Genomic DNA, 23,649 nt, shown 5'->3' with positions numbered 1-23,649 from the left:
CCTGCGCGACGGCACCGCAGCTCCCCAAGAGGCTCGGGGAACTGGCGACAAGCCACGACGGACGCGCAGTTGCCAGAGCGCGGCGCGCCCCGACCCGGTGGGCGTCAGGCCACGCCGGTGGGCGTCAGGCCACGAACGTGCGAGGCGCCTCCGTACCGCCCGTGCCGCCGGTCTCCACCAGTCGAGCCGCCGCGGCCAGTCGGACCGCCGCCTCCTCCGCCACCGCTCCCCCCACGGTGAACGGAAGCCGCACATACCCCTCGAACGCGCCGTCGACGCCGAAGCGAGGGCCGGAAGGGACGCGGACGCCGGTCCGCTCGCCCGCTTCGGCGAGCCGGGAACCGGACAGGCCGCCGGCCCGGACCCACAGGGTCAGCCCGCCCTGCGGGATCTCGAACTCCCAGGTCGGCAGTTCGCGCCGGATCGCCGCCACCAGCGCGTCCCGGTTCTCCCGGGCCTGCGCCCGGCGCAACTCCACCGCCTGCTCCCAACCCCCGGTGCTGAACAGCCAGTTGACGGCGAGCTGCTCCAGTACCGGCGTCCCGAGATCGGCGTAGGCCCGCGCGGCGACCAGGCTGCGGATGACGTCCGGCGCCGCCCGCACCCAGCCGATCCGCATGCCCGCCCAGAACGCCTTGCTGGCCGAGCCGACCGTGATCACGGTGGAGCCGGCCGGGTCGAAGGCGCAGACCCGGCGCGGCATGCCGGCGCCGGCCCGGTCCTCGTCCAACCACAGCTCGGTCATCGTCTCGTCGGCGACGAGCACCGTACCGGCCGAGCGTGCCGCGTCCACCAGCCGGCGCCGCTGGTCCTCGTCGGCGAGCGCACCGGTGGGGTTGTGGAAGTCGGCGACCACATAGGCGAGCCGCGGCGCGGCCTCGCGCAGGACCTGGCGCCAGCGGTCCATGTCCCAGCCGGACAGGCCCTCGGCCATCGCGACGGGGACGAGACGCGCGCCGGCCTCGCGCATCAGCTGCAGGATGTTGGCGTAGGACGGCGATTCGACGGCGATGCGTTCACCGCGGCCGGCGAAGAGGTGACAGATCGCGTCGATGGCACCCATCGCGCCGGTGGTCACCATGATCTGCTCGGGCATGGTGGGTATCCCGCACGCGGTGTACCGCTCGGCGATCATCGCGCGCAGGGCGGGCAGGCCGGCCGGGTAGTCGCCGTGCGTGTGGGCGTACGGCGGCAGTTCCTCCAGGGCGCCCTGCACGGCGCGGGTGAGCCAGGGCTCGGGGGCCGGCAGCGAGGCGCAGCCGAGGTCGATCATCGAACCCAGGGCCTCGGGGGGCAGGGGTTCGAGACCGCGGGCGGGCAGCGGGTTGCCCGCCGGTACGGCGGTCCAGCTGCCGGCTCCGCGCCGGGATTCCAGGAAACCCTCGGTGCGCAGCGCCTCGTACGCGGCCGCGACGGTGGTGCGGCTCACGGAGAGGGCGAGGGCGAGTTCGCGTTCGGCGGGCAGCCGGGCGGCCACCGGGACGCGCCCTTCGAGCACCAGCAGCCGGATGCCGTCGGCGAGGGCGCGGTAGGCGGGCGGGCGGCGGGTGCCGGGGCCGGCCGGACGCTCCTGCTGGGAGTTGAGGAGCCGAGCGAGCTGTGCGGCTCCCATCGCAGAGGTCCACTGCGCCATGACAATCAGTCCACCTTCCCCGGATTGGCCATGGATGACGATTCATCCCAAGCCACAGAGTGACATGCGTCAGGCCACCGCCACCACCCAGGGGGGTATTCCGTGTCCACTCACGACCGTCTCGGACGCCGATTGATCCAGCTGTACACCGGGCTCGCGCTCTACGGCGCGAGCGCCGCGCTGCTGCTGCGGGCGGGCCTGGGCATGGAGCCCTGGGGCGTACTGCACCAGGGGCTCGCGAAGCTGACCGGGCTGACCATCGGCGTCGTGTCGATCGTCGTGGGAGCGGCGGTACTGCTCCTGTGGATCCCGCTGCGCCAGCGCCCCGGGCTCGGCACGGTCTCGAACGTCTTCGCCGTCGGCCTCGCGATGGACAGCACGCTCGCGCTGGTCCCGGATGCGCACTCGCTGGCCGTACGCGTGCCGTTGCTGCTCGCGGGCGTCGTGCTGAACGGCGCGGCGACCGGCCTGTACATCTCGGCGCGCTTCGGTGCGGGCCCGCGCGACGGACTGATGACGGGCCTGCACCGGCGTACCGGCCACTCGATCCGGCTGATGCGGACCGGGATCGAGGTGGCGGTGGTGGCCACCGGCTTCCTGCTGGGCGGCACGATCGGTGTCGGCACCGTGCTGTACGCCGTGTCGATCGGCCCGCTGGCGCAGCTGTTCCTGCGGGTGTTCGCCGTCCCGGCGGCATCGAGCCGAAGCACGGTCGTTGCCGAAGCGACACCGGGGCGGGTGATACTGCGTCCGTGAGCCTCACGACATCGCCCAAGCGCCATCCGTACCTCGACCACCCGGGCCCCATAGCCTTCGCCCACCGGGGAGGGGCCGCCGACGGGATCGAGAACACCGTGGCGCAGTTCCGGCGCGCGGTCGACATGGGCTACCGGTACATCGAGACCGATGTGCACGCCACGGCGGACGGCCGGCTCGTCGCCTTCCACGACTCGACCCTGGACCGCGTCACCGACGGCGCGGGCCGGATCGCGGACCTGCCGTGGGAGGGCGTACGGCAGGCGCGCGTGGGCGGGCGTGAACCGGTGCCGCTGTTCGAGGAGTTGCTGGAGACCTTCCCCGGGGTCCGCTGGAACGTCGACGTCAAGGCGGAGCCCGCCCTGCGCCCGTTGCTGGATCTGATCGAGCGCACGGATGCCTGGGACCGGGTGTGCGTGGGCTCGTTCTCCGAGGCCCGGGTGCTGCGCGCGCAGCGGCTGGCCGGGCCGCGGCTGGCCACCTCGTTCGGTACGCGCGGCGTGCTGAGTCTGCGCCTGCGCTCGTGGGGACTGCCGGCCGCCGTGCGCCGGTCCGCCGTCGCCGCGCAGGTACCCGAGGCCCAGTCGGGCGTCCCGGTGGTCGACCAGCGCTTCGTCCGCGCGGCCCACGCATACGGCCTGCAGGTGCACGTGTGGACGATCAACGAACCGGAACGGATGCACCGGCTTCTGGACCTGGGAGTCGATGGCATCATGACCGATCACATCGACACGTTGCGCAAGGTCATGGAAGACCGCGGCGTCTGGGTCTGACCACCCGGCCGCCGGGCCCGAGCCTTCGCAGTTGAACGGGGAGGCGAGGGCACGGGTGGAAACCGACACCCTGCGGACACGGACGGCGGACGAGACCGCCGGCCTGCGCCGCGAGCAGCGCGGCTGGTACTTCTACGACTGGGCCTGCTCGGTCTATTCGACGAGCGTGGTGACGGTCTTCCTCGGGCCCTATCTCACGGCCGTCGCCAAGCGGGCCGCGGACGCCGACGGCTATGTGCATCCGCTGGGCATCCCTGTCCGGGCGGGCTCCTTCTTCGCCTACTCGGTGTCCCTGTCGGTGATCCTGGCCGTCGTGGTGATGCCGCTCGTGGGCAGCGCGGCCGATCGGACGGGCCGCAAGAAGCCGCTGCTCGCGGCGGCGGCCTACATCGGGGCCGCCGCGACCACGGGCATGTTCTTCCTGGACGGCGACCGGTATCTGCTCGGCGGGCTGCTGCTGGTGGTGGCCAACGCCGCGCAGGCCGTCGGAATGATGCTCTACAACTCCTATCTGCCGCAGATCGCCCCGCCCGAGGAGCGCGACGCGGTCTCCTCCCGGGGCTGGGCCTTCGGCTACGGAGCGGGCTCCACGGTCCTCGTCGCCAACCTGGTCCTGTACTCGGCGCACGACTCCTTCGGCCTGACCGAGACGGCCGCGGTCCGCATCTGTCTGGCCTCGGCAGGCCTGTGGTGGGGTGCCTTCACACTCGTACCGCTGCGCAGGCTGCGCGACCGGCACGCGCGCGTGGAGCGCACCGCAGCACCCGGGCTCAAGCAGCTCGCGGCGACGGCCCGGGACATGCGCCGCTACCCGCTGACGCTCGCCTTCCTGCTGGCGTACCTGATCTACAACGACGGCATCCAGACGGTGATCACCCAGGCCTCCGTCTACGGTTCGCAGGAACTCGGCCTCGGCCAGTCCACGCTCATCGTGGCCGTGCTGCTGGTGCAGGTGCTGGCCGTGGCCGGCGCACTGGCGATGGGACGGCTGGCCCGGACGTACGGCGCCCAGCGCACGATCCTGGGCTCGCTGGTGGCCTGGACGGTCACGCTGGCGGCCGGATACTTCCTGCCCGCGAAGGCGCCGGTGTTCTTCTTCGTGCTGGCCGGCGGGATCGGCCTGGTCCTCGGCGGCAGCCAGGCGCTGTCCCGCTCGCTGTTCTCCCATCTCGTGCCGCCCGGCAAGGAGGCCGAGTACTTCTCGGCGTACGAGATGAGCGACCGCGGGATGAGCTGGCTCGGGCCGCTGCTGTTCGGCATGACCTACCAGCTGACCGGAAGCTACCGGTCCGCGATCATCTCGCTGGTGGCCTTCTTCATCATCGGATTCGCCCTGCTCGCGCGGGTCCCGGTGCGCCGGGCGATCGATGCCGCGGGCAACCCGGTTCCCGGGAAGATTTAGCATCGATTTAGCGCTCAACCCGAAAGGGCGGTAGTGTACGCCTTTGGCCCGCCAGGCGTACCGTTACTGCGCGTCAAAGATGCCGAAACGCTGGGTGACATCTGCTAGCAGATGTGACAAACCGGGCGCCGGTGGGTACGACATTGGTCAGCAAGGCTGCGGCTACGACGGCGACGCATGACCCGGAACGGGACACGGAACGGGAATCTTTACCGCCGACCGGACGTTGACCGGATGACGACGACAGCGACACCTGTCCTGTGGGCGACAAGCCCGGGAGGCACGATTCATGAGTGAGCGAGCTCTTCGCGGTACGCGCCTCGTGGTGACCAGCTACGAGACGGACCGCGGTATCGACCTGGCCCCGCGCCAGGCCGTGGAGTACGCATGTGAGAAGGGGCACCGTTTCGAGATGCCCTTCTCGGTCGAGGCGGAGATTCCGCCGGAGTGGGAGTGCAAGGTCTGCGGGGCCCAGGCACTCCTCGTCGACGGCGACGGCCCTGAGGAGAAGAAGGCCAAGCCCGCGCGTACCCACTGGGACATGCTGATGGAGCGGCGCACGCGTGAGGAGCTCGAAGAGGTCCTCGAGGAGCGCCTGGCGGTCCTGCGCTCGGGGGCGATGAACATCGCAGTTCACCCCCGGGACAGCCGCAAGTCTGCATAGCGCGGCACACGAAGAACCGCGGGCGCCGTACGTGAGTTTCACGTACGGCGCCCGCGGTTTTGTGTGGATGCGGGGCGCGCTCAGCGCGTCAGCGGCGAGTAGTGCTCCCCCGGCTCCGGGCGGTCGTCCTCCCGGATGACCTCGCCCGGTACGACCTTGCCGTCGGGGCGGTGGATACGGGCCTGCTGGAAGGCGTCACCGAAGCCGCCCGGGGCCGCCGAGCGCAGCCTCTTGTCCAGGGCTCTCTCGGCGTACCGGCTCACGGCCTTCTGGACCGGCGGGACGAGCAGGAGTAGGCCGGCCACGTCGGAGACCAGACCGGGGATCATCAGCAGCAGGCCACCGAGCATCATGAGCCCGTTGCCACCGCCGCTCTTCGGCGAACCGCCCCGCTGCAGCGCCTCGTTCAGACTCTGGAAGGCGCGGCGGCCGGCCCGCTTGATGACCACGGAGCCGGCCACGAAGCCCGCGACGAGCAGCAGGAACACGGCGAACCCGCCGGCCGCGCCCGCGACGAGGGTCAGCAGCCAGATCTCCAGCACCAGCCAGGCGGCGACCCCCAGCGGCAGAAACCTGCGCAGCCGGGAGCGCCGGGGCCGGGTGGTGGGGTACGGAGAGGTCGGAGCGCCAGTCGTCATGCTCCCAGTGTGCCTGGCGGCGGCTCAGCTCGGGATAAGGGGACGCCCGGCCGGAGCCGGGCGGCGACCTGAGCGAGCCTAGGCCTGCTTGGCGGACCGGCCCCCGGCCAGACCCTTGAGCTTGGCGACACGCTCCGCGGCACCCCAGGCGGTGACCCGCCACAGCGCCTCGACGAGGATGTTCTTGCTCATCTTGGAGTCGCCGAGTTCCCGCTCGACGAAGGTGATCGGGACCTCGACCACGTGATAGCCGGACTTGACCGCGCGGCGAGCCAGGTCGACCTGGAAGCAGTAGCCCTGCGAGGCGACCTCGTCCAGGCCCAGGCCCTGCAGGGTCTCACGGCGGAACGCGCGGTAGCCGCCGGTGATGTCGCGCAGCGGCAGGTCCAGGGCGAGCCGGGAGTAGAGGCTGCCGCCGCGGGAGATGAACACGCGGGACTTGGGCCAGTTCACCACGCGGCCACCGGGCACCCAGCGGGAGCCGAGCACCAGGTCGGCGCTCTTGAGGGCGGTCAGCAGCCGGGGCAGTTCCTCGGGCTGGTGGGAGCCGTCGGCGTCCATCTCGATCAGCACGCCGTAGCCGTGCTCCAGGCCCCAGCGGAAGCCCGCGAGGTACGCGGCGCCGAGGCCCTCCTTGCCCTTGCGGTGCATGACCTGGACGTTCTCGTCCTCGGCGGCCAGTTCGTCGGCGAGCTTGCCGGTGCCGTCGGGGCTGTTGTCGTCCGCGATCAGCACGTGCGCCTCGGGGACGGACTTGCGCACCCGGCCGACGATCGTCTTGATGTTCTCCGCCTCGTTATAGGTCGGAATGATCACCAAGGCCGTGCCGAGCGGACCGAACTGCCTCCCCTGGTCCTTGGCCGCCAAGGTCCCGTCGCCGTCGTTCACTGCTGCCCCTTCTGATCGTACGCAGGGGTCCACCATAGTGGTCACGGCCTGGGATGACCTACCGGGTCGTTCCCAGAGCGGTGTCGATTCCGCTAGAGGGGGGTAAGAATGCGCTCTTCGGCTCCTTCTCGGCCGGCTGTCCCGGCTCCCCCGCCACGGCGGATGGGGGCCCGGCGCCCTTCGGGCCGACCTGGGACCCGCTGGCTGCGGATCGACCGAAAGCCGTTGTCTACTGAGCGCACGGGCCCCACCCGGGTCACACCTTGCCGGGCCGGAACGTTCCCTCGGCGGCGCGGGCGCTGAGCCTGGCTCCCAGCGACGGTGCCCCGGTGCGGCACACCGTCCCTGACCCAGCGGCGCTGCGACGAGTTGCACGAACGCTCCCCGGTCGGGCGTCCGGTGGTGGACTCGGCCGAACCTACCGGCCCTCGGCCGTCGACTGTCAACAGCCCTCTGACCTGCTACGACGACCAAGATGCCGGGTTCGTCGACGAGGATGCGCAGGTCGGGCGGCGGGGCGCCGGCGGCCGGTCGCGGCCGCGCCCCGCCCGTAGATCACTCGCCCGGCCCTACGAACACCGTCCGTCCGCCCACCACCGTGCGCAGGCAGACCGGCAGGTCACGGCCCGGGGTGAGGTCGGGCAGGCCGGGCGTGCCCGAGCGCGGGTCGGTCGACCAGCGGGCCACCCGGTCGTCGGGGGCCTGGACGACCAGCTCGCCGGTGTGCCAGACGGCATAGTCGGCGGGTGCGCCCGGCACCAGGACGCCCGCGTCGTCCCGGCCGATGGCCCGCCAGCCGCCACGCGTGTGTGCCGTGAACGCGGCGCGCACGGAGACCCGGTGCCCGGGCGTGTGATGGAAGGCGGCGGCGCGGACGGTGCCCCACGGGTCGAGCGGGGTGACCGGGCTGTCGGAGCCGAAGGCGAGCGGCACGCCCGCGCGGAGCAGAGCCGCGAAGGGGTTGAGGGTGCGGGCCCGCTCGGCGCCCAGCCGCCGGGCGTACATGCCGTCCTCGCCGCCCCACAGCGCGTCGAAGGCGGGCTGCACGGAGGCGATGAGGCCCAGCTCGGCGAAGCCGGCGACGGTCTCGGGGGTGAGCATCTCGGCGTGCTCCACGCGATGGCGGGCGGCGCGGATCCGGGCGAGACCGAGCTTCTCGGCGGCGGCGCGCACGCCCGCCACGACGGCGCTCACGGCGGCGTCGCCGATCGCGTGGAAACCGGCCTGCAGCCCCGCCTCCGTGCAGACGACGACATGGGCCGCGACGGCCTCGGCGTCCAGATAGGCGGTGCCGGCGTGGTCGGCGTCGGCGTACGGCTCGTGCAGGCAGGCGGTGTGCGAGCCGAGGGCGCCGTCGGCGAAGAGGTCGCCGGCCGCGCCTACGGCGCCCAGCTCCCGTGCCCTGTCGGCATTCTGCTCGGCCCAGTAGCCCACGACACGGGGCCCGGGCGCCTCGGCGGCGAGCTTCAGCAGACCGGTGAAGTCGTCCTCGGAGGAGATCTGCGGGCCGCCGCACTCGTGCACCGAGCCGATGCCCAGGGAGGCCGCGTGGGCGAGAGCGGTGCGCTGGGCCTCGGCGCGCTGGGCCGGGGTGATGGCGGCGAGCGCGGCCTGGCGTACGGCGTGGTGGTCGTCCTTGGTGAGCGGGGCGTCCGTGCGCGGGACGGCGTCGGGGACCAGGTCCAGCAGGGCGGTGGTGACGACCGCCGAGTGCACGTCGATACGGGAGAGGTACAGCGGGCGGCCGCCGGTGGCCTCGTCGAGTTCGGCGCGCGTCGGCGGGCGGCCGCCGGGCCAGCGGGCGGCGTCCCAGCCGTGGCCCAGCAGGACGCGGTCGTCCGGGCGGGCGGCGGCGAAGGCGCGGACCAGGGCGAGCGCCGCGTCCAGCGAGGGGGCCGTGGAGAGGTCCAGGCCGGTCAGGGCGAGACCGGTGGCGGTGGTGTGCACATGGGCGTCGGTGAAGGCCGGGGTGACGAGGGCGCCGTCGAGGTCGATCACCTCGTCCACGCCGTCGGCGAAGGCGTCGGCGGCGCCCTCGGAGCCGACCCAGGCGACTTGGCCGCGCTCCACCACCATCGCCGTGGCGAACGGGTCCGCGGGGCTGTGCACCTCTCCTCGGCGCAGGAGGACGGTCTTGGGGGGCTCGGCGGTGGGCTCACTCATAGCGGACAGTTTCCCGCCCCGGTCGGCGCGAGTTGTACCCGGGGCGCCCGCGAGGCGCCCCCGCACGCGGTGATCAGATCCGCGGCGGCCGTGCCTCGTACGGTGTGGACAGGACCACCGTCGTCCGCGTCGACACCCCTGCCAGGCCGCGCAGCCGGGCCAGGAGTTCCTCCAGTTCGTGGGGGGTGGCCACGCGGACCTTGAGGATGTAGTTCTCGTCGCCGGCGACGCTGTGACAGGCCTCGATCTCGGGGACGCCGGCGAGCCGGTCCGCGATGTCGTCGGGGGCGCTGGGGTCGAACGGTTTCACCGAGATGAACGCGGTGAGCGGCAGCCCGACGGCCTCGGGGTCGACCACCGCGGCATAGCCGCGGATGACGCCACGCTGTTCCAGCCGGCGCACCCGCTGGTGCACGGCCGACGTGGACAGGCCCGTGGCCTTGCCCAGGTCTGTGTAGCTCATCCGCCCGTCCTTGACGAGCAGCTGCACGATCTGTCGGTCCAGCTCCTCCATGGCGCCAAAACCTACAGTGCGCTTGATCCTCCGGGATAGCCGAGAGCGCAGGTCATGGCCGGTTCGATACAAAAAGCGCCGCAGCGGGCCCGCACCGCGCATCTGCATGAGGCATGTGACGAACGACACACGCCTCGAACGGGCTCCGTGATGTTCTCGTGATTACCGCCGAGAGCGGACGGGAAGTGCTTGCTGTGGTCGAGGCCGCAGCGCCTTCACGGCCCAGCCTTAGGGGGAGAATCCCATGCAGAGTGTCCATCACCCTGGTCGAGCCACGTCCAAGCGGCAGCAGGCCGCCGAGCCCGAACCGGAGGGCATCGAGACCGACGCCCTCGACGACGAACTCGACGCCTACGAGACCTTCGAGGGGTACCGGGTGATCTGCCCGGACTGCGCCCAGCCGATCGCGCTGCTGGCGGACGAGGAGATCCTGCCGGAGCACGCGCTGTGCGCCTCGCCGTGGAACCCGTTCGGGCTCACGGTCTGTGCGGGTACGGGCCGTTCGGCGGCCGAGGCCCGCCCCGCGGACGAGTCCGCCGAGCCGCAGGAGCAGGACACCGCCCTGCTGCTGACGCTCCCCCAGGGCCTGGACTGGCGGACGCAGCCCTTCTCGCACGTCGGCGGCCCGGGCTCGCGCCCGATGCGCGTACCGGCGATGCGCGGCCAGGCCGCCGCCTGAGCCCCTCCCGGCCGGATCCGGCTCAATCCCAGTACGTGCCCTGCACCATGGCGCGCAGGCTGTCGTGGTGCAGGATCAGCGTGTCCGGGTCCGCCGGGACGGCGACCTCTCCGAAGTGCGCCTGACGGTAGGCGACGCGCAGCATGACGATCGCGTGCCGCAGGGCCGCGTAGAGGGTGTGGAAGTCCATGTCGCGCGGGGTGTGGCCGGTCAGGCGGGCGTAGCGGGCCTCGACGCGGTCGCGGCGCAGGAAGTCCGGGAGTCCGCGCTGTCCGGAGGCGACCGAGAGGTCGTGGAAGAAGCGGTGCAGATAGACGGTCCAGCCGAGGTCGACCTCGCGCGGGGCGAGTGCCGCCATCTCCCAGTCCAGGACGGCGACGGGGTCGAACCCGTCGTACACGATGTTGCCGATGCGGGCGTCACCCCAGCTGAGGACGGATTCGCCCGTCTCGCTCGGCCACAGCTGCTCCAGGCGGTCGAAGGCGGCCTCGATGAGGGGTGAGCGGGGCAGGCCGTCGATCACCCAGGCGTAGTAGGCGCGTTGGGCCGTGACATGCCGGCGCAGGGTGTCGCCCGCACCGGGCAGGGCGAGGAACCCGGCCCGGGCCCAGGGCACTTGGTCGTGCAGGCGGGCCAGCAGTCCGACGGTCGCGACCTCCAGGTGCTCGCGCTCGGCGTCGCTCGCCGCCTGCAGCCAGCTGCCCTCGTAGGTGTACGGCATGACGTCCGGCGGCACGCGCCCGGCGACCCGCTCCATGACGAAGAACGGCGCCCCGAGCGGGCCCGGGTCCTCCTCCAGCCACAGCACGCGGGGCACGGGCACATCGGTGTGCTCGGCCACCAGGCGCAGGGTGCGGTACTGGCGGGCCATGTCGTAGGAGGGGAACACCGTGTACGCCGCCGGGTCCGCCGCCAGCCGCAACGCGCAGGCCCGCCACGGGGCTTCGGGGTGCTCGATGTCGAACAGCAGGGTCTCGCTGGACATGCCGTTGGAGGCCGGGCCGGTGACGCCGGTGGCCTTGGCGCCGGGCAGCCGGGTGCCGAGCCAGGCGGTGAGGCGCCGAGCCAGTTCCTCGGGGTCGCGGGTGGTGGTGCGGGGGCGGGGTGCCGTGGCCATGGCGGGCTCCTCCCTCAGGGTGCGACCGAGTCGAAGCCGGTGAAGCCGCTCGGGTCGTGCCGGCCGAACGAGCCGTGTTCGAAGATGCCGTGACCGGTCTGCCCGTCGAGCCGGAAGCGGGCGGAGTGGTCGGTGACGCCGTAACCGGCCAGGGGGTGCGGCAGGGTCAGGTCGTAGGTGCGGCGGTCGGTCCAGCCGGGGCCGCGCCAGGTTCCGTGCTGCCAGTCGTCCGCCGGTGGATAGCCCGCGCCGAGCGCGAGCGGCGAGGAGGCCAGGATCTCGACGTCGAGCTTCTGCGGGCCCCGGGCGTCCCCCAGATGGATGACCGCCCGTTCCGGGTGGCGGGTGCCGGAGCGGTAGTCGATCTCGGCCCGGGGCCAGCCCAGTTGACGGTCGCGCCGGCCGGGGCGGACCAGGGTGGCGTCGTTCAGGGAGCGGTAACCGTCGGCGTCCTCCTGGGTGACGACCATCAGGAAGCGGTCCGCGAAGCGCACCGGGCACCAGATCCAGTGGAAGCCCTCGGTGGGGTGGTCGGCGGCGAGCCGCCCGCCGTCCTCGCCCGGCACCGGCCGCACGCCCCAGCTGCGGTCCCGGGTGCCGGTCCAGTCGTGCGCGGCGACCCGGAACTCCGTCCCCGCGGCCCGGATCACGCCCTCGGCGGTGCCGGCCTGGACGAAGCGGCGGCCCTCCAGGGTGAGCCGGTCGCCCCGGCGCTGCAGGTGGTGCGGCTCCCAGAGGGCGGGGAAGGCGGCCGTCCAGGTGAGGTCGTACGACACCTGCTCGTCCTCGCAGATCAGGCGCAGTTCCTCGAGTGGCCGCGGGACCTCGATGCGCAGCGGACCCACGGCGAGCCGCATCCGGTCCGCGCCCAGGGCGTCCGAGGCGCGGACGGCGTGCAGGGTGTCGCCGGTGCGCAGGGTGGCGTAGGCGTCGATCACACCCAGGTTGGGGTAGACGCCGAGGCCGAGGATGAGCAGGGCGCGGCCGGAGTGGTCGAAGACATGGAAGATGCAGCGGTCGTAGGCGTTGCGGTCGCCGGTCGCCACGTGCTTCATGGACAGCGGTACCTGGTGCACCGGGTACTCGTCGAGCGGTACGGGACGGTCGTCGGCCACGGGCACCCCCTGAGCGATGGTCGGCTGACGGTACGTCAGACGATCGGAGGAGGCCAGAGCGCGGACCGGATGCGGCTGAACTGACGCCCGATTCCGGCGGACGGTGACCTGTCCGACCCGTTCCGCGTTGCCCAGGTATGACCCCCACGTACTGGGCCACCGGGCGTCAGAGCCGCGTCTTCGTCCCACGCCCCGCAGAATCGCTTCCCCCGTCGGCGCCGCAGGACCCGCCGATCTACCTCGCGCTCATGCGGACCTGGGCCGACCGGGGCCGGACCCTGCCGGGCCGCCACGACCCGGAGTGGATCAGGCTGGCAGCGCCGACGGTCCGCACGGGGCAGTTCAGCGAGCTTCGGGTCCCGCCACGTGGCGGGCGATGACCATCCGCTGGATCTGGTTGGTGCCCTCGACGATCTGCAGGACCTTGGCCTCGCGCATATAGCGCTCGGCCGGGAAGTCGGCGGTGTAGCCGTAGCCGCCGAGTATCTGCACGGCGTCCGTCGTGACCTTCATGGCCGCGTCGGTGCAGTGCAGCTTGGCCATGGCGGCCTGCTTGGCGAACGGCTTGCCGGCGTCGCGCAGCCGGGCCGCCGCGAGGTAGAGCGCGCGGCCCGCCTCGATCTGGGTGGCCATGTCCGCGATCATGAAGCGCAGGCCCTGGAAGTCGGCGATGGGCCGGCCGAACTGGCGGCGCTGGGTGGCGTAGCCGACCGCCTCGTCCAGCGCGGCCTGGGCGAGGCCGATCGCGCAGGCGGCGATGCCGAGCCGCCCGGAGTCGAGGGCGGACAGGGCGATGAAGAAGCCCTGGCCCTCCTCGCCGATCCGCCGGTCGTCGCCGACCCGGACGCCGTCGAAGTGGACCTGGGCCGTGGGGGAGCCCTTCATGCCCATCTTCTTCTCGGGCGCCGCCCCGCTCAGGCCCGGCGCGTCGCCGGGGACCAGGAAGGCGGTGATCCCGCGCGGGCCGTCCTCGCCGGTGCGGGCCATGACGGTGTAGAAGTCGGCGATGCCGCCGTGCGTGATCCACGCCTTGGTGCCGTCCAGCACCCAGCTGTCGCCCTCACGCACGGCCTTCGTCCGCAGGGAGGCCGCGTCGGAGCCGGAGGACGGCTCGGAGAGGCAGTACGCGCCGAGCAGACCGCCGCCGAGCATGGCGGGCAGATGCTCGACCTGCTGCTGCTTGGTGCCGTAGGTGGCGAGGGCGTAGGAAGCGAGCGTGTGCACGCTGACGCCGAGGCCCACGGTGAGCCGCGCCGCGGCCAGCTCCTCCAGGACCTGGAGGTAGACCTCGTAGGGCTGGTCGCCGCCGCCGTACTCGGAGTCGTAGGGCAGGCCGAGCAGCCCGGACTCGGAGAGCAGGGTGAAGACCTCGCGCGGGAAGCGGCCCGCGTCCTCCTCCTCGGCGGCCTTCGGCGCTATCTCGCGCTGGGCGATGTCACGGACGAGTGCGAGCAGATCCCGCGCTTCCTCCGTCGGCAGCTGACGCTCCACCGGCTGCGGGTCGCGGTCGGACATGGCGTCGGTCTCCTCCCTGGTCGGGCACCGGCGGTCTGGCCCGTCGGGTGGGGGCGGCTCCGCCTGATCGTTCCGGATGGCCGATGGCGCCCGCTCCCGGGTCTCGGAAGCGGCTGACCAGCGGCTGTGCGCTGTGAGTATGCCCGATCAGCGACCTCCCGTCACCAGTTAACGACCGCTTACTTCAAGAATCCAGCCGGAACCCGCCCGAGCGCGGAACCGCCTGCCGAAATTGGTCCGAACCATTGACCTGACTGGTCTAGTCCTCCTACCGTGCATGACCCATGCTTTACCGCGTTCATGCCAATCGGCACGCGTTCCTTTCCGACCGCGCCTACACCGCCGACGAGTCCGTCGACGGCGCCGCCGACACCTGGGACCAGCCGCTGCGCGGCAACTTCAACCAGTTGCTGAAGCTGAAGAAGCAGCATCCGGGCCTGAAGATCCTGTGGTCCTTCGACGGCTGGACCTGGTCCAGCGGTTTCGGCGAAGCCGCGAAGAACCCGGCCGCCTTCGCCCAGTCCTGCCACGACCTGGTGAACGACCCCACGTGGGGCGGGCTGTTCGACGGCATCGACATCGACTGGGAGTACCCGAACGCCTGCGGCAACACCTGTGACACCAGCGGCCGGGACGCCTTCAAGAACGTCATGGCCGCACTGCGGCAGAAGTTCGGCGCCGGCAAGCTGGTCACGGCCGCGATCACGGCGGACGCCACCAGCGGTGGCAAGATCGACGCGGCGGACTACCCGGGCACCGCCCAGTACGTCGACTGGTACAACCCGATGACCTACGACTACTTCGGCGCCTGGGACGCCGGCGGCCCGACCGCGCCGCACTCCCCGCTGACCTCCTACCCGGGCATCCCCAAGGCGGACTTCACCACCTCGTCGACCATCGCCAAGCTCAAGGGCCTCGGCATCCCGGCGTCCAAGCTGCTGCTCGGCATCGGCTTCTACGGCCGCGGCTGGACCGGGGTCGGCCAGGCGGCGCCCGGCGGCACGGCCACCGGCCCGGCGGCGGGGACGTACGAGCAGGGCATCGACGACTACAAGGTGCTCAAGACCAAGTGCCCGGCGACCGGCACCGTGGGCGGCACGGCCTACGCCAAGTGCGGCAACGACTGGTGGAGTTGCGACACCCCGGCGACCATCGCCACGAAGATGACGTACAAGAACCAGCAGGACCTCGGCGGCACCTTCTTCTGGGAACTGAGCGGCGACACCGCGAACGGTGAGCTGATCAAGGCCATCGGCTAGCCCCGGACCGGGGGACTCGGGAGCGGAGGACCACGAGCCTCCGCTCCCTTGTGTGTCAGGTGTCGCGGCGGGCCGGCTGCGGCGCCGGGTAGGCCGGGTCCAGTTCCTCGACGGCGCGCAGGGCTCCGCCGAGCGTCTTCACCAGCAGGTCACGCATGGTGTCGCGGGACAGCCCGGGGCGATCGATCCAGTCCAGGGTCGCGCCCTCGACGCTGCACACCCAGGACAGCAGGCTCATCCGGGCCAGCGGGCCGATGTCGCTGCGGCCGTAGGCCCCTTCGGCGATCGTGGCGATGATCGCCTCGCGCACACCCTCCCGGATGGCGTGCACCTCGGCGTCGAAGCCGACGCCACCGCTGACGATGGTGCGGTAGGCGGCCTGGTGGTGCTCGGCGTAGCGCAGATAGCCGTCGATGGTGCGCTGGACCCGGTCCACGGCGGGCAGCTCCAGGCCGCTCGCGGCACAGGCGACCATGTCGGCGACGGAGTCCTGGACGATGGCCAGGTAATAGCCGCGCTTGGACTGGAAGTAGTAGTAGATCAGCCCCTTGGCGACATGCGCCTGGCGGGCGATGTCGTCCATGGACAGCGCGTCGTAGGACGTGTCGGCGAACAACTTCCGCCCGATGGCGATGAGTTCGGCGCGACGCGCCACCGAGCGCTCGGTACCGCGCATCCGGGGACGGACCGCGGCACGCTGATGCGGCATATTCAATTTCGACCCTGTTTCAGGCGGTCGGCGGGACATCCGCAGTATGTCAGAACATGCCGCACACGTGAGCGGATCGCCTCAGAGCAGGCCGAGCTGGGTCACGAGCATCGCGAAGACCGCCACGAGGACCCAGCCCATGACGTGCTCGAGGATCTTCGGGCCGTCTTCCTGAGGGCCGCCCGTGCGGGCGCGGGTGGCGGTGGCCGGGTGTGCGGTCATGGAGCTACTCACAGAGGTCGGACGTACGGAACGCGGGCACGGAGCGGGCCCTCGTCCGCCGGGTGCACGGAGCGGGCCCCACCCGTTTGTCCACCTTGCCACCCTCGGCGCCTTTTGCGGCGATGAGCTTGCTCACACGGTCAGCGCACACCCACCGCCGCGAGCGCCTTGCGCTGGCGCGGGCTCGGGCGGGCCGGGAAGTAGAGGTAGCAGACTCCCCCGGTGCCGGAGACGACCTTGCCGGAGGCGTTGTACCGCTTGGTGCGCAGCCAGATGTTCTCGAACTCCCGGCGCAGATAGACCCGCCGTACCGCGTCGTCGCCCGGCGAGGCCGGGTCGTTGGCGATCACATCGCCGTCCGCGGTGAAGCCGATCACGGTCATCAGATGGCCGGCGGTCCCGTAGCCGGCGCCCGTCAGCTCCGTCTTCAGGAACGACTGGGACGTTATGGCGGGGATGCCGGCCGCGATCAGCGTCTCGAGGTCGGTGAGCGAGGCGAGCCGGGTGACCACGCCCTGGAGCCCCTGGAACGTGGCCGCGTAGGCCGCGTTGAACGGCCAGTTGCCGCAGCCCTGGTACTGGTAGTCGTAGGTGAAGCGGGCGGCGTTGTCGACCTGCGGGTCGGCGTAGGAGGGGTCCACCCAGGCGAGCTGCTCGGGGGTGAGCCGGCCGCCCCAGTACTCGACGATCATCTGCGAAGAGGTGGGGCTGCACCAGGCCTCGCCGCCGTTGTCGTACTCCGGGTACTGGCCCTTGTGGATCTCCTGCGAGTACCGCGGGACGGACAGTTCCTGGGCGAGGCCGGGGGTGGAGGCCGCCACGGTGAAGCGGTCGGGGATGTCGGAGCCCATGGCGCCGAGCCGCCACACGGTGGGGGTCAGCCGGGTGCCGGGCTTGCGGTAGAGGGTGAGGCGCAGCCGGTACGACGTCAGGCGCAGGCCGGTGCTCGCGTCGTCGATGGCGAGGGTGTCGGTCGAGACGGCGCTCTTGCCGTCGGCCTGGCCGTCCACCGAGGTCCGCTTGATGTCCTGGTCACCGGCGGCCCAGCGGCCCATCACGTACCAGGGGGTCTGGGTGCCGTCGGAGTACGCGCCCTGGAGTTCGACCTGGAGCCAGGTGCCGGCGGGGGTGTGCGCGTTCCAGGAGGCGACGACCTCCGTGGCGGGGACGGAGAGCCGGTGCACCGGGGCGCTCCAGACGGCGTACTCCCAGGTGGCGGTGGTGCCGGTGTGCGGGTCGGTGTAGTCGCTGCGGCCGGCGGGAGTGCCGATCACCACGCCGGGACGGGCGCCGGAGACGGCCCGGACCCCCTGGGCGGCGCCGAGGCGCCACTCGTGGTACGTGGTCCAGGCGTGGTAGTCGATCGGGCGGGCCTGCGCGGCGGCGGGGTCGCCGGCGTCGGTGGCGGACCGCTGCGCGGCGGCGGCAGCGGGCGCCGTTCCGCCGGCCACCGCCGCGGCGACGGCAACGGCGAGGACGGTTCTGCGGGACGGCTGCTGGGCTCTGCTCATGGGCGCGAATACCCCCAGGTGTCCGGGTCGGGACCGGGCTGCGGCACGGCTTTGCGCCAACTATGGAGCAGGCGGCATGGCCCTGCCAGCACTTCGGCGCTCGCGGCGCGAGGAATATTGGTCTCCGCCACTGGAAGGACGGCCAGGGGGTCCCTCGCCCCGGCGTGCGGGTGCCGCCGCGCCCTGAAGGGGCGCGCGGCCGTATCGATGTGCGGCCCCGCCGCGTGGGCGCGACCAGCCCCCACGCACCCGCACGTGCACGCGCATCGTACCCGCACCCGCACCCGGCGACGACGCGCCCTCTCAGATGAGATCCATCGCCGCCACCTCATCAGGGCGGCCATAGCTGATCGGCCCCTGGAAGCGGCGGCGGGCCGTGGCGAACCACCACACGGTCGCCACGACCAGGACCGCGGCCAGTGCGATCGGCGCGTAGTTGAAGGAGTCGACGGTGATCGGCGAAGCCTGCGGCAGCATGAACAGAACACTGCTGAGCACGATCCAGATCACCGCGAGCCAGCCGACCGGCCGGCCCCAGCGACCCAGGTGCCAGGGACCGGGCTGGAACTCGTCACCCAGCCGCAGCCGCAGGAAGATCGGCACGGCGTAGGCGAGGAAGAGGCCGACCACGTTGACGCTGACGATCGCGGTGAAGGCCGTGTGGGACCACCAGCCCGGCACGACCAGGGCCAGCGAGCAGACCACCGCGAGCCACACCGCCTTCACGGGCGTACGGGTGCGCGGCGAGACCGAGTGCCACCAGCGGGAGCCGGGCATGGCGCCGTCCCGGGAGAACGCGAAGATCTGCCGGGTGTTGCTGGTGAGGTTGGCGAGACCGCAGAAGAGCATCGCGCCGATGACGATGAGCAGCATCACCTTCGCGGTGCCGAGACCGAGGCCGTCGATGAGAATCTGCACCGGCGGCGCGTCCGAACCGGCCACCTTGGCGTAGTCGCCAATGCTGTAGACCAATGCCAGCATCAGGATCAGCCCGGTGATCGCCGAATAGCCGATGGCACGCATGATGCCCTTGGGGGCGTTGACCGTCGCGTGGACCGTTTCCTCGGACATGTGGAAGCTGCCGTCGAACCCGGTGAACGTCCAGCTCGTGACGAGCAGGCCGAGCATGCCGCCGTAAAGCCCGTTCGTGAAGCCGGTGTTGTTCTCGAAATGGGTCACGAACGACGCCGGCTGATGGTGTTCGGGCATCACTATGAGTGTGCCCACGATCACGACGAGTCCGATCAGCAGCCACCACACGGAAATACGGTTCAGCAGGGCGACAAGCTGGACGGTGTAGGTGTTGGCGAGGCCCTGCACGACGATGATCAGGGCCGTGATCAGCACCGTCTGGTGCGTGGTCGCCTGGTAGGAGGGCCACTGCAGGTGCATGAAGGCCTGGATGAAGGTGGCGGCCGCATACCCGGTGGCGGCGGTGCCGCCGATCTGCCCGACGAAGTTCAGCCAGCCCGTGAACCAGGACCAGGCGCCCTTGTGCCGCTTTGCGAGTTTACCGGCGGAGAAATAGAGAGCACCGCTCGTCGGATACGCCGAGGCGACTTCCGCCATGGCCGCGCCGATGAGCAGCACCATGACGCAGACACCGATCCAGCCGAACACGAGAATGCGGGGGCCGCCCGCGTTCATACCGAATCCGAAGGACGAGAAAATGCCCGAGAGGATATTGATGATGGTGAAGGAGATCGCGAAATTGTCGAACGCCTGGAAGCGCCGGGTGAGTTTCCGCGGATAACCCATCGCATGCAGGGTCGCATCGTCGTCGAGCACGACCGCGTCTTCTGCTCCGCGGGCTGTCGCCCGTGGATTCGACATCCGTTCCGACACAGACCGGCCTTTCTCTCGTGGGGGGTGGAAAAAAGGGACGAACAGCGGTCAGTCGGGGCGCGGGACGGGCAGGCCGCAGGCGCGCCGGGCCCTGGAGAGCTGCTCGACGGGGTCGCCGAAGGCGCTCCAGGGCATGCGCGAGGCGTACGGGCCCATCGCCATGAACACCGCCCGGGCCTCGAACTCGCGCTGTCCCATGACCAGCGCATGCGCGAGGTAGGCCAGGTCGAGCACCGGCGTGAAGCGGTAACCGGCCACCGCGGGGAGCCAGTTCTGGTAGATCGCCAGCGCGGTGGAGCGCCACTGCGGCTGTTCCCAGACCCGGTCGGCGAGCAACTGGGTGGGGTTGTAGCTCTCCACCAGGGCCACCAGGGGCAGCAGCCGGACGACGGAGTCGGCGGGCGCCCGCTGGCTGAGGAAGGCGGCCACGTCCCAGGCCGCGTTGACGGAGCCGCCGTACCGCGTGAAGAAGCACGACAGGAAGCGGTGGTGGCCCTCGCGGTGCCATGGGTCCAGCGACAGGATGTGCGAGAACAGCCGCCAGGGGCCGGGCGGGGCGGTGAGCAGACCGTGCGGGGCCGGATCGCGCAGCCGGTGCAGCCGGGCCATGGCGAGCTTGGCGACCCAGGGCGTGGGGTCCTCGGGGGCCAGGGCGGCGGCCCGGTCGCAGGCGGTCAGCGCGATCCGCTCCAGCGCCTCGGCGCGTTCGTCGCGCGCGTCGGCGGCCCGCAGGGCGCGCTGCACTGCGACCCGGGCCCACATCAGCGCCGCTTCGGGCGTCGGCTCCTCGGCGAGCCAGCGTTCGACGAGATCGGTGCCGGCCGCCTCGGAGGCGAGGACCAGCGAGCGATGGGCGCGCAGCGCGAAGTCAGAACGCGTCTCGGCGAGCGCCTCGTGCGCGTATCGATAACGTCCGGCGCGCACATCGACGCATACGCTTGCCAGGACACGGTCGTCGGCCGCCGGATGCCACACATAGTGCCCTTCGAATAACTCCGCGGCCATGTCCCCCTGCCAGTCCCCGTACGATGCACAGCAGTTGCGCTGCAGGCACCCTACTCAGCGACGGGCGGCCCCGGAACGCCGAATTCGACATATCGGTCAGTGGATTCGCGAATGTTTATGCCGGCGATTGACTGGCCGCCAGCCGATGATTCAAGCCGCGACCTTTGCGGTCCGACAGCCTGCCCGGCTGTGCCGTTATGGGCCGCTACTACACTGTTTCCGGAAAACCGACCGGATCGACCCACACCTGGGGCCCCACCATTCGCGACCTCGCCGCCCGGCTGCGCGGGCTTCCCCCCTCCCTCGGGCCGGTCCGGCTGATCGGCGTCGACGGGCACGCCGGCTCGGGAAAGTCCACCTTCGCCGGGCACCTGGCCGCGGCTCTCGGCGGGGCACCGATGCTGCACCTCGACGACATCGCCAGCCACGAGCAGCTCTTCGCGTGGACCGACCGGGTCATGACCCAGGTGATCCATCCGCTCGCGCGCGGCGAGAGCGCGCTCTACACGCCGTACGACTGGCATGCCCGCAGGTTCGGCGCCTCTCGCCCGCTGCCGGCCGCACCCGTGGTCCTCGTCGAGGGGGTCGGCGCCGGCCGCCGGGCGCTGCGGCCGCATCTGGCCCTGCTGCTGTGGATGGAGGTGCCGCGGGAGGAGTCCTGGGCGCGTGGCCGGCGGCGGGACGGGACGGAGCAGCGGGAGTTCTGGGACGGCTGGGTCGCGGCGGAGCACGCACACTTCGCCTCGGACCCCTCGCGCCCCCATGCCGATCTCCTGGTGCTGCAGACGCCGAGGGGGTACGAGGTGCTTCCGGGGCCAGGGTCGACTCCTGGGTCGGACCAAAGCGTGACCCAGAGTGATGGACCATCCGCGTTGTGGTGAAGTTGTGAAGGCCCATGTGAGGGAACTTCTCCCAGAGCCCCAACTCGGCTTGACCCGGGGGCCGTACAGGTCTTACGTTCTCAATGTGCGGTGATGCGAAGCCGCCCAGAGACGCGAAGCCCCCGGTTGTTCCCCCGTGATCGGGGGCTTCGTTCTGCCCTGCGCGCACTTTTCCGGGCGCCCCTTGCACCGATCCGCTCACCCTGGGTAACCAAGCGGTGTGCGCCCCGTCTGCTCCCACCTCGTCAAACGGCCTGTGCGGCACCCTTCGGCACGCGGTCGTCCCGCGGGTACGATGCCCTCGGTGCGACCTTCGAGAATGCCTCGCGCCGGTAACTCCGGTCCGTGGCACGGCGGTTCGACCGCGGCGGCAGCCGGGCGATCGCCCGGTGGTGAACCACGGGGGCACGGTCTGTGGGGGGACGGGATGGACTTCGGCACGCAGGGCCCCGAGGCCCCGGCCGACCTCGCCTGGCTGCGGGGGGTGGACGCCTACACGATGGGCGCCTATCCGCAGGCGGAGGAGGAGTTCCGCACCGCGGTGCGGATGGACCCGGGGATGGCGGACGGCTGGCTCGGGCTGCATGCGCTCCGGGTCGACACGACGACCTCGCTGCTCCGGATGTTCCGGCACCGCGATCGCTTCGGCGAACAGCGCGCCCGGCACCACCGGACGCTCAACTCCTGGTACTGGCTGGGCTGGTGGGTGCAGCCGGTGCTGGAGAGCCCGCGTGATCTGTTACTGGCGCACGCCTCGCACTGGCTGGACGGACGGCACGTTCCGGAGCTGGACCGGGCCCTGGCCGGGCTCCCGCCCGTGGACACCGACCCCCAGGTCCGCTTCCTGCACGCCTGCCGCGCCTATCTGGTCAAGGACTGGGAGCAGTTGGTACGGCACACCGACCCCCTCCTGGACGACGCCATGCTCGGCATCGAGGCGGGTCTGTTCGGCGGCATGGCCCGAGTCCGGCTGGAGATGTACGGCCAGGCCGAGCCGCTGCTCTCGGCGGCGCTGATGCGCTGCCGCAGCGAGCAGCCGCAGCGCAAGGAGCTGCGCTACTGGCTGGCGCGGGCGCACGAGGGCACGGGGCGCTCGGCGGCCGCACTCCCCCTGTACCGGGCCGTGCACCGCGTCGACCCCGCCTTCATGGACACCTCCGCCCGGCTGGCGGCGATCGCCGAGGGCGACGGGTACGACGACGCCGCCGACCTCGCCGCGATCACCCTGATCGGTGCCGGGCAGGACAGCGTGGACGGTCCGGACGGCTTCGATCCGCTCTTCGGCGCCGAGGGCCGCGATCTGCGGCTGCCGGAGCCGGATCTGCCGACCGGACCGCTGCCGTCGGTGCCGGACCCGGCGGTGCGCAGGAAGACCGGGGTCAGCTCCTCCCCGATCCCGGCCGGGCCGACCGATCCCGCTCTGCTAGAGGAGGCGCTCGCCGAGCTGGAGCGCATGGTGGGGCTGGAGCCGGTCAAACGCCAGGTCAAGGCGTTGTCCGCGCAGTTGAACATGGCTCGGTTGCGGGCCGGGCAGGGGCTGCCGGTGCAGCCGCCGAAACGGCACTTCGTCTTCTCGGGGCCGTCGGGGACGGGGAAGACCACGGTGGCCCGGATCCTCGGCCGGGTCTTCTACGCGCTGGGCCTGCTCGGCGGGGACCACCTGGTGGAGGCCCAGCGGGCCGATCTGGTCGGCGAGTATCTCGGGCAGACGGCCGTGAAGGCCAATGAGCTGATCGACTCCGCGATCGGCGGGGTGCTGTTCGTGGACGAGGCGTACTCGCTGTCCAACTCCGGGTACGGCAAGGGGGACGCATACGGGGACGAGGCGCTGCAGGTGCTGCTGAAGCGGGCCGAGGACAACCGGGACCATCTGGTGGTGATCCTGGCCGGCTACCCGGAGGGCATGGACCGGCTGCTCGCCGCCAACCCCGGCCTCTCCTCCCGGTTCACGACCCGTGTCGACTTCCCCTCCTACCGGCCGCAGGAACTCACCGAGATCGGGAAGGTGCTGGCCGCGGAGAACGGGGACGTGTGGGACGAGGAGGCCCAGGAGGAGCTGCGCTCGATCGCCGGGCATGTGGTCGAGCAGGGGTGGATCGACGAGTTGGGCAACGGCCGCTTCTTGCGGACCCTGTACGAGAAGAGCTGCGCGTATCGGGATCTGCGCCTGTCCTCGTATCTGGGCTCCCTGTCGCGGGAGGACCTGGCGACGCTGCGGCTGCCGGATCTGATGCAGGCGTACGGGGAGGTGCTGTCGGGGCGGGGGCCGCAGGATCCGTCGGCCATGTAGGCGCAGTGACGGCAGCTCCCCGGGGGCGTGGGGAACTGCGCGACCAGCCCCCACGCACCCGCGGGCGACG

Annotated in this window: 21 protein-coding genes; 8 read left to right on the top strand and 13 right to left on the bottom strand. The window is 71.5% G+C overall.

Annotation, left to right across the window (positions count from 1 at the left end; all coding sequences use genetic code 11):
• Positions 1-124: 124 nt before the first annotated feature.
• On the bottom strand, positions 125-1,633 hold the full coding sequence (locus tag AB5L52_RS35890; protein ID WP_369367687.1) for a PLP-dependent aminotransferase family protein: 1,509 nt from the start codon (positions 1,631-1,633) through the stop codon (positions 125-127).
• A 102-nt stretch (positions 1,634-1,735) separates the two neighbouring features.
• Here AB5L52_RS35890 and AB5L52_RS35885 point away from each other — a divergent pair, with 102 nt between their 5' ends.
• From AB5L52_RS35885 to AB5L52_RS35870, 4 genes are all read left to right on the top strand, one after another.
• Complete coding sequence (locus AB5L52_RS35885) at positions 1,736-2,389, top strand: YitT family protein (RefSeq protein WP_369367686.1); 654 nt, start codon at positions 1,736-1,738, stop codon at positions 2,387-2,389.
• Entirely contained in the window at positions 2,386-3,162 is a 777-nt protein-coding gene (locus AB5L52_RS35880; RefSeq protein WP_369367685.1) for a glycerophosphodiester phosphodiesterase, read from the top strand. The genes AB5L52_RS35885 and AB5L52_RS35880 overlap by 4 nt, the downstream gene beginning before the upstream one ends.
• A gap of 55 nt (positions 3,163-3,217) precedes the next feature.
• Positions 3,218-4,564, top strand: a complete 1,347-nt coding sequence (locus AB5L52_RS35875; protein ID WP_369367684.1) for an MFS transporter — start codon at positions 3,218-3,220, stop codon at positions 4,562-4,564.
• Between the two features lie 289 nt (positions 4,565-4,853).
• Positions 4,854-5,228: an RNA polymerase-binding protein RbpA gene (locus tag AB5L52_RS35870; protein ID WP_003977404.1), complete on the top strand. Its 375-nt coding sequence runs from the start codon at positions 4,854-4,856 to the stop codon at positions 5,226-5,228.
• An 80-nt stretch (positions 5,229-5,308) separates the two neighbouring features.
• On the opposite strand, the gene fxsA is transcribed toward AB5L52_RS35870, so the two are convergent.
• The 4 genes from fxsA to AB5L52_RS35850 form a co-directional block, all read right to left on the bottom strand.
• Positions 5,309-5,866, bottom strand: a complete 558-nt coding sequence (gene fxsA, locus AB5L52_RS35865; protein ID WP_369367683.1) for an FxsA family membrane protein — start codon at positions 5,864-5,866, stop codon at positions 5,309-5,311.
• Positions 5,867-5,944: 78 nt separating this feature from the next.
• Positions 5,945-6,754 (bottom strand): polyprenol monophosphomannose synthase, encoded by an 810-nt coding sequence (locus AB5L52_RS35860; RefSeq protein ID WP_351028271.1) that lies wholly within the window; start codon positions 6,752-6,754, stop codon positions 5,945-5,947.
• 555 nt (positions 6,755-7,309) lie between these two features.
• Positions 7,310-8,917, bottom strand: a complete 1,608-nt coding sequence (locus AB5L52_RS35855) for an amidohydrolase (RefSeq protein WP_369367682.1) — start codon at positions 8,915-8,917, stop codon at positions 7,310-7,312.
• Positions 8,918-8,990: 73 nt separating this feature from the next.
• Positions 8,991-9,431 carry an Lrp/AsnC family transcriptional regulator gene (locus AB5L52_RS35850; RefSeq protein ID WP_043498889.1) on the bottom strand — a complete coding sequence of 147 codons (441 nt, stop codon included), beginning with the start codon at positions 9,429-9,431 and terminating at the stop codon, positions 8,991-8,993.
• Between the two features lie 244 nt (positions 9,432-9,675).
• Here AB5L52_RS35850 and AB5L52_RS35845 point away from each other — a divergent pair, with 244 nt between their 5' ends.
• Positions 9,676-10,110, top strand: a complete 435-nt coding sequence (locus tag AB5L52_RS35845; protein WP_369367681.1) for a hypothetical protein — start codon at positions 9,676-9,678, stop codon at positions 10,108-10,110.
• Positions 10,111-10,132: 22 nt separating this feature from the next.
• Here AB5L52_RS35845 and AB5L52_RS35840 read toward each other — a convergent pair whose 3' ends face one another.
• The 3 genes from AB5L52_RS35840 to AB5L52_RS35830 form a co-directional block, all read right to left on the bottom strand.
• Positions 10,133-11,227: a phosphotransferase family protein gene (locus tag AB5L52_RS35840; RefSeq protein WP_369367680.1), complete on the bottom strand. Its 1,095-nt coding sequence runs from the start codon at positions 11,225-11,227 to the stop codon at positions 10,133-10,135.
• A 14-nt stretch (positions 11,228-11,241) separates the two neighbouring features.
• Complete coding sequence (locus tag AB5L52_RS35835; protein WP_369367679.1) at positions 11,242-12,342, bottom strand: hypothetical protein; 1,101 nt, start codon at positions 12,340-12,342, stop codon at positions 11,242-11,244.
• Between the two features lie 342 nt (positions 12,343-12,684).
• Positions 12,685-13,857 (bottom strand): acyl-CoA dehydrogenase family protein, encoded by a 1,173-nt coding sequence (locus AB5L52_RS35830; protein ID WP_351028280.1) that lies wholly within the window; start codon positions 13,855-13,857, stop codon positions 12,685-12,687.
• A 284-nt stretch (positions 13,858-14,141) separates the two neighbouring features.
• On the opposite strand from AB5L52_RS35830, the gene AB5L52_RS35825 reads away from it, so the two are divergent.
• Positions 14,142-15,116: a glycoside hydrolase family 18 protein gene (locus tag AB5L52_RS35825; protein ID WP_369367678.1), complete on the top strand. Its 975-nt coding sequence runs from the start codon at positions 14,142-14,144 to the stop codon at positions 15,114-15,116.
• Between the two features lie 55 nt (positions 15,117-15,171).
• Here the strand turns inward: AB5L52_RS35825 and AB5L52_RS35820 are convergent, their stop codons facing one another.
• The 5 genes from AB5L52_RS35820 to AB5L52_RS35800 all read right to left on the bottom strand — a co-directional run bounded on the left by AB5L52_RS35820 (position 15,172) and on the right by AB5L52_RS35800 (position 20,408).
• Positions 15,172-15,831, bottom strand: a complete 660-nt coding sequence (locus AB5L52_RS35820; protein ID WP_369367677.1) for a TetR/AcrR family transcriptional regulator — start codon at positions 15,829-15,831, stop codon at positions 15,172-15,174.
• A 75-nt stretch (positions 15,832-15,906) separates the two neighbouring features.
• Positions 15,907-16,047, bottom strand: coding sequence for an SCO1431 family membrane protein (locus tag AB5L52_RS35815; protein WP_023552163.1), 141 nt, complete (start codon positions 16,045-16,047; stop codon positions 15,907-15,909).
• A gap of 140 nt (positions 16,048-16,187) precedes the next feature.
• The gene (locus AB5L52_RS35810; protein WP_369367676.1) at positions 16,188-17,558 is read right to left on the bottom strand and encodes a peptidase C39 family protein; all 1,371 of its coding nucleotides are present in this window, start codon (positions 17,556-17,558) and stop codon (positions 16,188-16,190) included.
• 303 nt (positions 17,559-17,861) lie between these two features.
• Complete coding sequence (locus AB5L52_RS35805) at positions 17,862-19,391, bottom strand: amino acid permease (RefSeq protein ID WP_369367675.1); 1,530 nt, start codon at positions 19,389-19,391, stop codon at positions 17,862-17,864.
• A gap of 60 nt (positions 19,392-19,451) precedes the next feature.
• A complete protein-coding gene (locus AB5L52_RS35800) occupies positions 19,452-20,408 on the bottom strand; it encodes a hypothetical protein (RefSeq protein ID WP_351028292.1) in 957 nt (318 codons plus the stop codon).
• 197 nt (positions 20,409-20,605) lie between these two features.
• Between AB5L52_RS35800 and AB5L52_RS35795 the strand changes: the two genes are divergently transcribed.
• Both AB5L52_RS35795 and AB5L52_RS35790 read left to right on the top strand, forming a co-directional pair.
• Complete coding sequence (locus tag AB5L52_RS35795; protein WP_369369020.1) at positions 20,606-21,289, top strand: uridine kinase; 684 nt, start codon at positions 20,606-20,608, stop codon at positions 21,287-21,289.
• Between the two features lie 427 nt (positions 21,290-21,716).
• Positions 21,717-23,579, top strand: a complete 1,863-nt coding sequence (locus tag AB5L52_RS35790) for an AAA family ATPase (protein WP_369367674.1) — start codon at positions 21,717-21,719, stop codon at positions 23,577-23,579.
• Positions 23,580-23,649: the final 70 nt, after the last annotated feature.

This window comes from Streptomyces sp. CG4 (genome assembly GCF_041080655.1).
In the GTDB taxonomy this organism is placed as follows: domain Bacteria; phylum Actinomycetota; class Actinomycetes; order Streptomycetales; family Streptomycetaceae; genus Streptomyces.
The sequence above is the reverse complement of the archived record's forward strand: the minus strand, read 5'-3'. Positions and strand labels throughout refer to the sequence as shown.

Bases quoted from the DNA above. Each gene is read 5' to 3' on its own strand.
- AB5L52_RS35845 (WP_369367681.1), top strand. From the start codon at position 9,676: ATGCAGAGTGTCCATCACCCTGGTCGAGCCACGTCCAAGCGGCAGCAG.
- AB5L52_RS35810 (WP_369367676.1), bottom strand. From the start codon at position 17,558: ATGAGCAGAGCCCAGCAGCCGTCCCGCAGAACCGTCCTCGCCGTTGCC.
- AB5L52_RS35840 (WP_369367680.1), bottom strand. From the start codon at position 11,227: ATGGCCACGGCACCCCGCCCCCGCACCACCACCCGCGACCCCGAGGAA.
- AB5L52_RS35815 (WP_023552163.1), bottom strand. From the start codon at position 16,047: ATGACCGCACACCCGGCCACCGCCACCCGCGCCCGCACGGGCGGCCCT.
- AB5L52_RS35795 (WP_369369020.1), top strand. From the start codon at position 20,606: ATGGGCCGCTACTACACTGTTTCCGGAAAACCGACCGGATCGACCCAC.
- AB5L52_RS35870 (WP_003977404.1), top strand. From the start codon at position 4,854: ATGAGTGAGCGAGCTCTTCGCGGTACGCGCCTCGTGGTGACCAGCTAC.
- AB5L52_RS35805 (WP_369367675.1), bottom strand. From the start codon at position 19,391: ATGTCGAATCCACGGGCGACAGCCCGCGGAGCAGAAGACGCGGTCGTG.
- AB5L52_RS35890 (WP_369367687.1), bottom strand. From the start codon at position 1,633: ATGGCGCAGTGGACCTCTGCGATGGGAGCCGCACAGCTCGCTCGGCTC.
- AB5L52_RS35825 (WP_369367678.1), top strand. From the start codon at position 14,142: ATGCTTTACCGCGTTCATGCCAATCGGCACGCGTTCCTTTCCGACCGC.
- AB5L52_RS35855 (WP_369367682.1), bottom strand. From the start codon at position 8,917: ATGAGTGAGCCCACCGCCGAGCCCCCCAAGACCGTCCTCCTGCGCCGA.
- fxsA (WP_369367683.1), bottom strand. From the start codon at position 5,866: ATGACGACTGGCGCTCCGACCTCTCCGTACCCCACCACCCGGCCCCGG.
- AB5L52_RS35830 (WP_351028280.1), bottom strand. From the start codon at position 13,857: ATGTCCGACCGCGACCCGCAGCCGGTGGAGCGTCAGCTGCCGACGGAG.
- AB5L52_RS35850 (WP_043498889.1), bottom strand. From the start codon at position 9,431: ATGGAGGAGCTGGACCGACAGATCGTGCAGCTGCTCGTCAAGGACGGG.
- AB5L52_RS35800 (WP_351028292.1), bottom strand. From the start codon at position 20,408: ATGGCCGCGGAGTTATTCGAAGGGCACTATGTGTGGCATCCGGCGGCC.
- AB5L52_RS35790 (WP_369367674.1), top strand. From the start codon at position 21,717: ATGGACTTCGGCACGCAGGGCCCCGAGGCCCCGGCCGACCTCGCCTGG.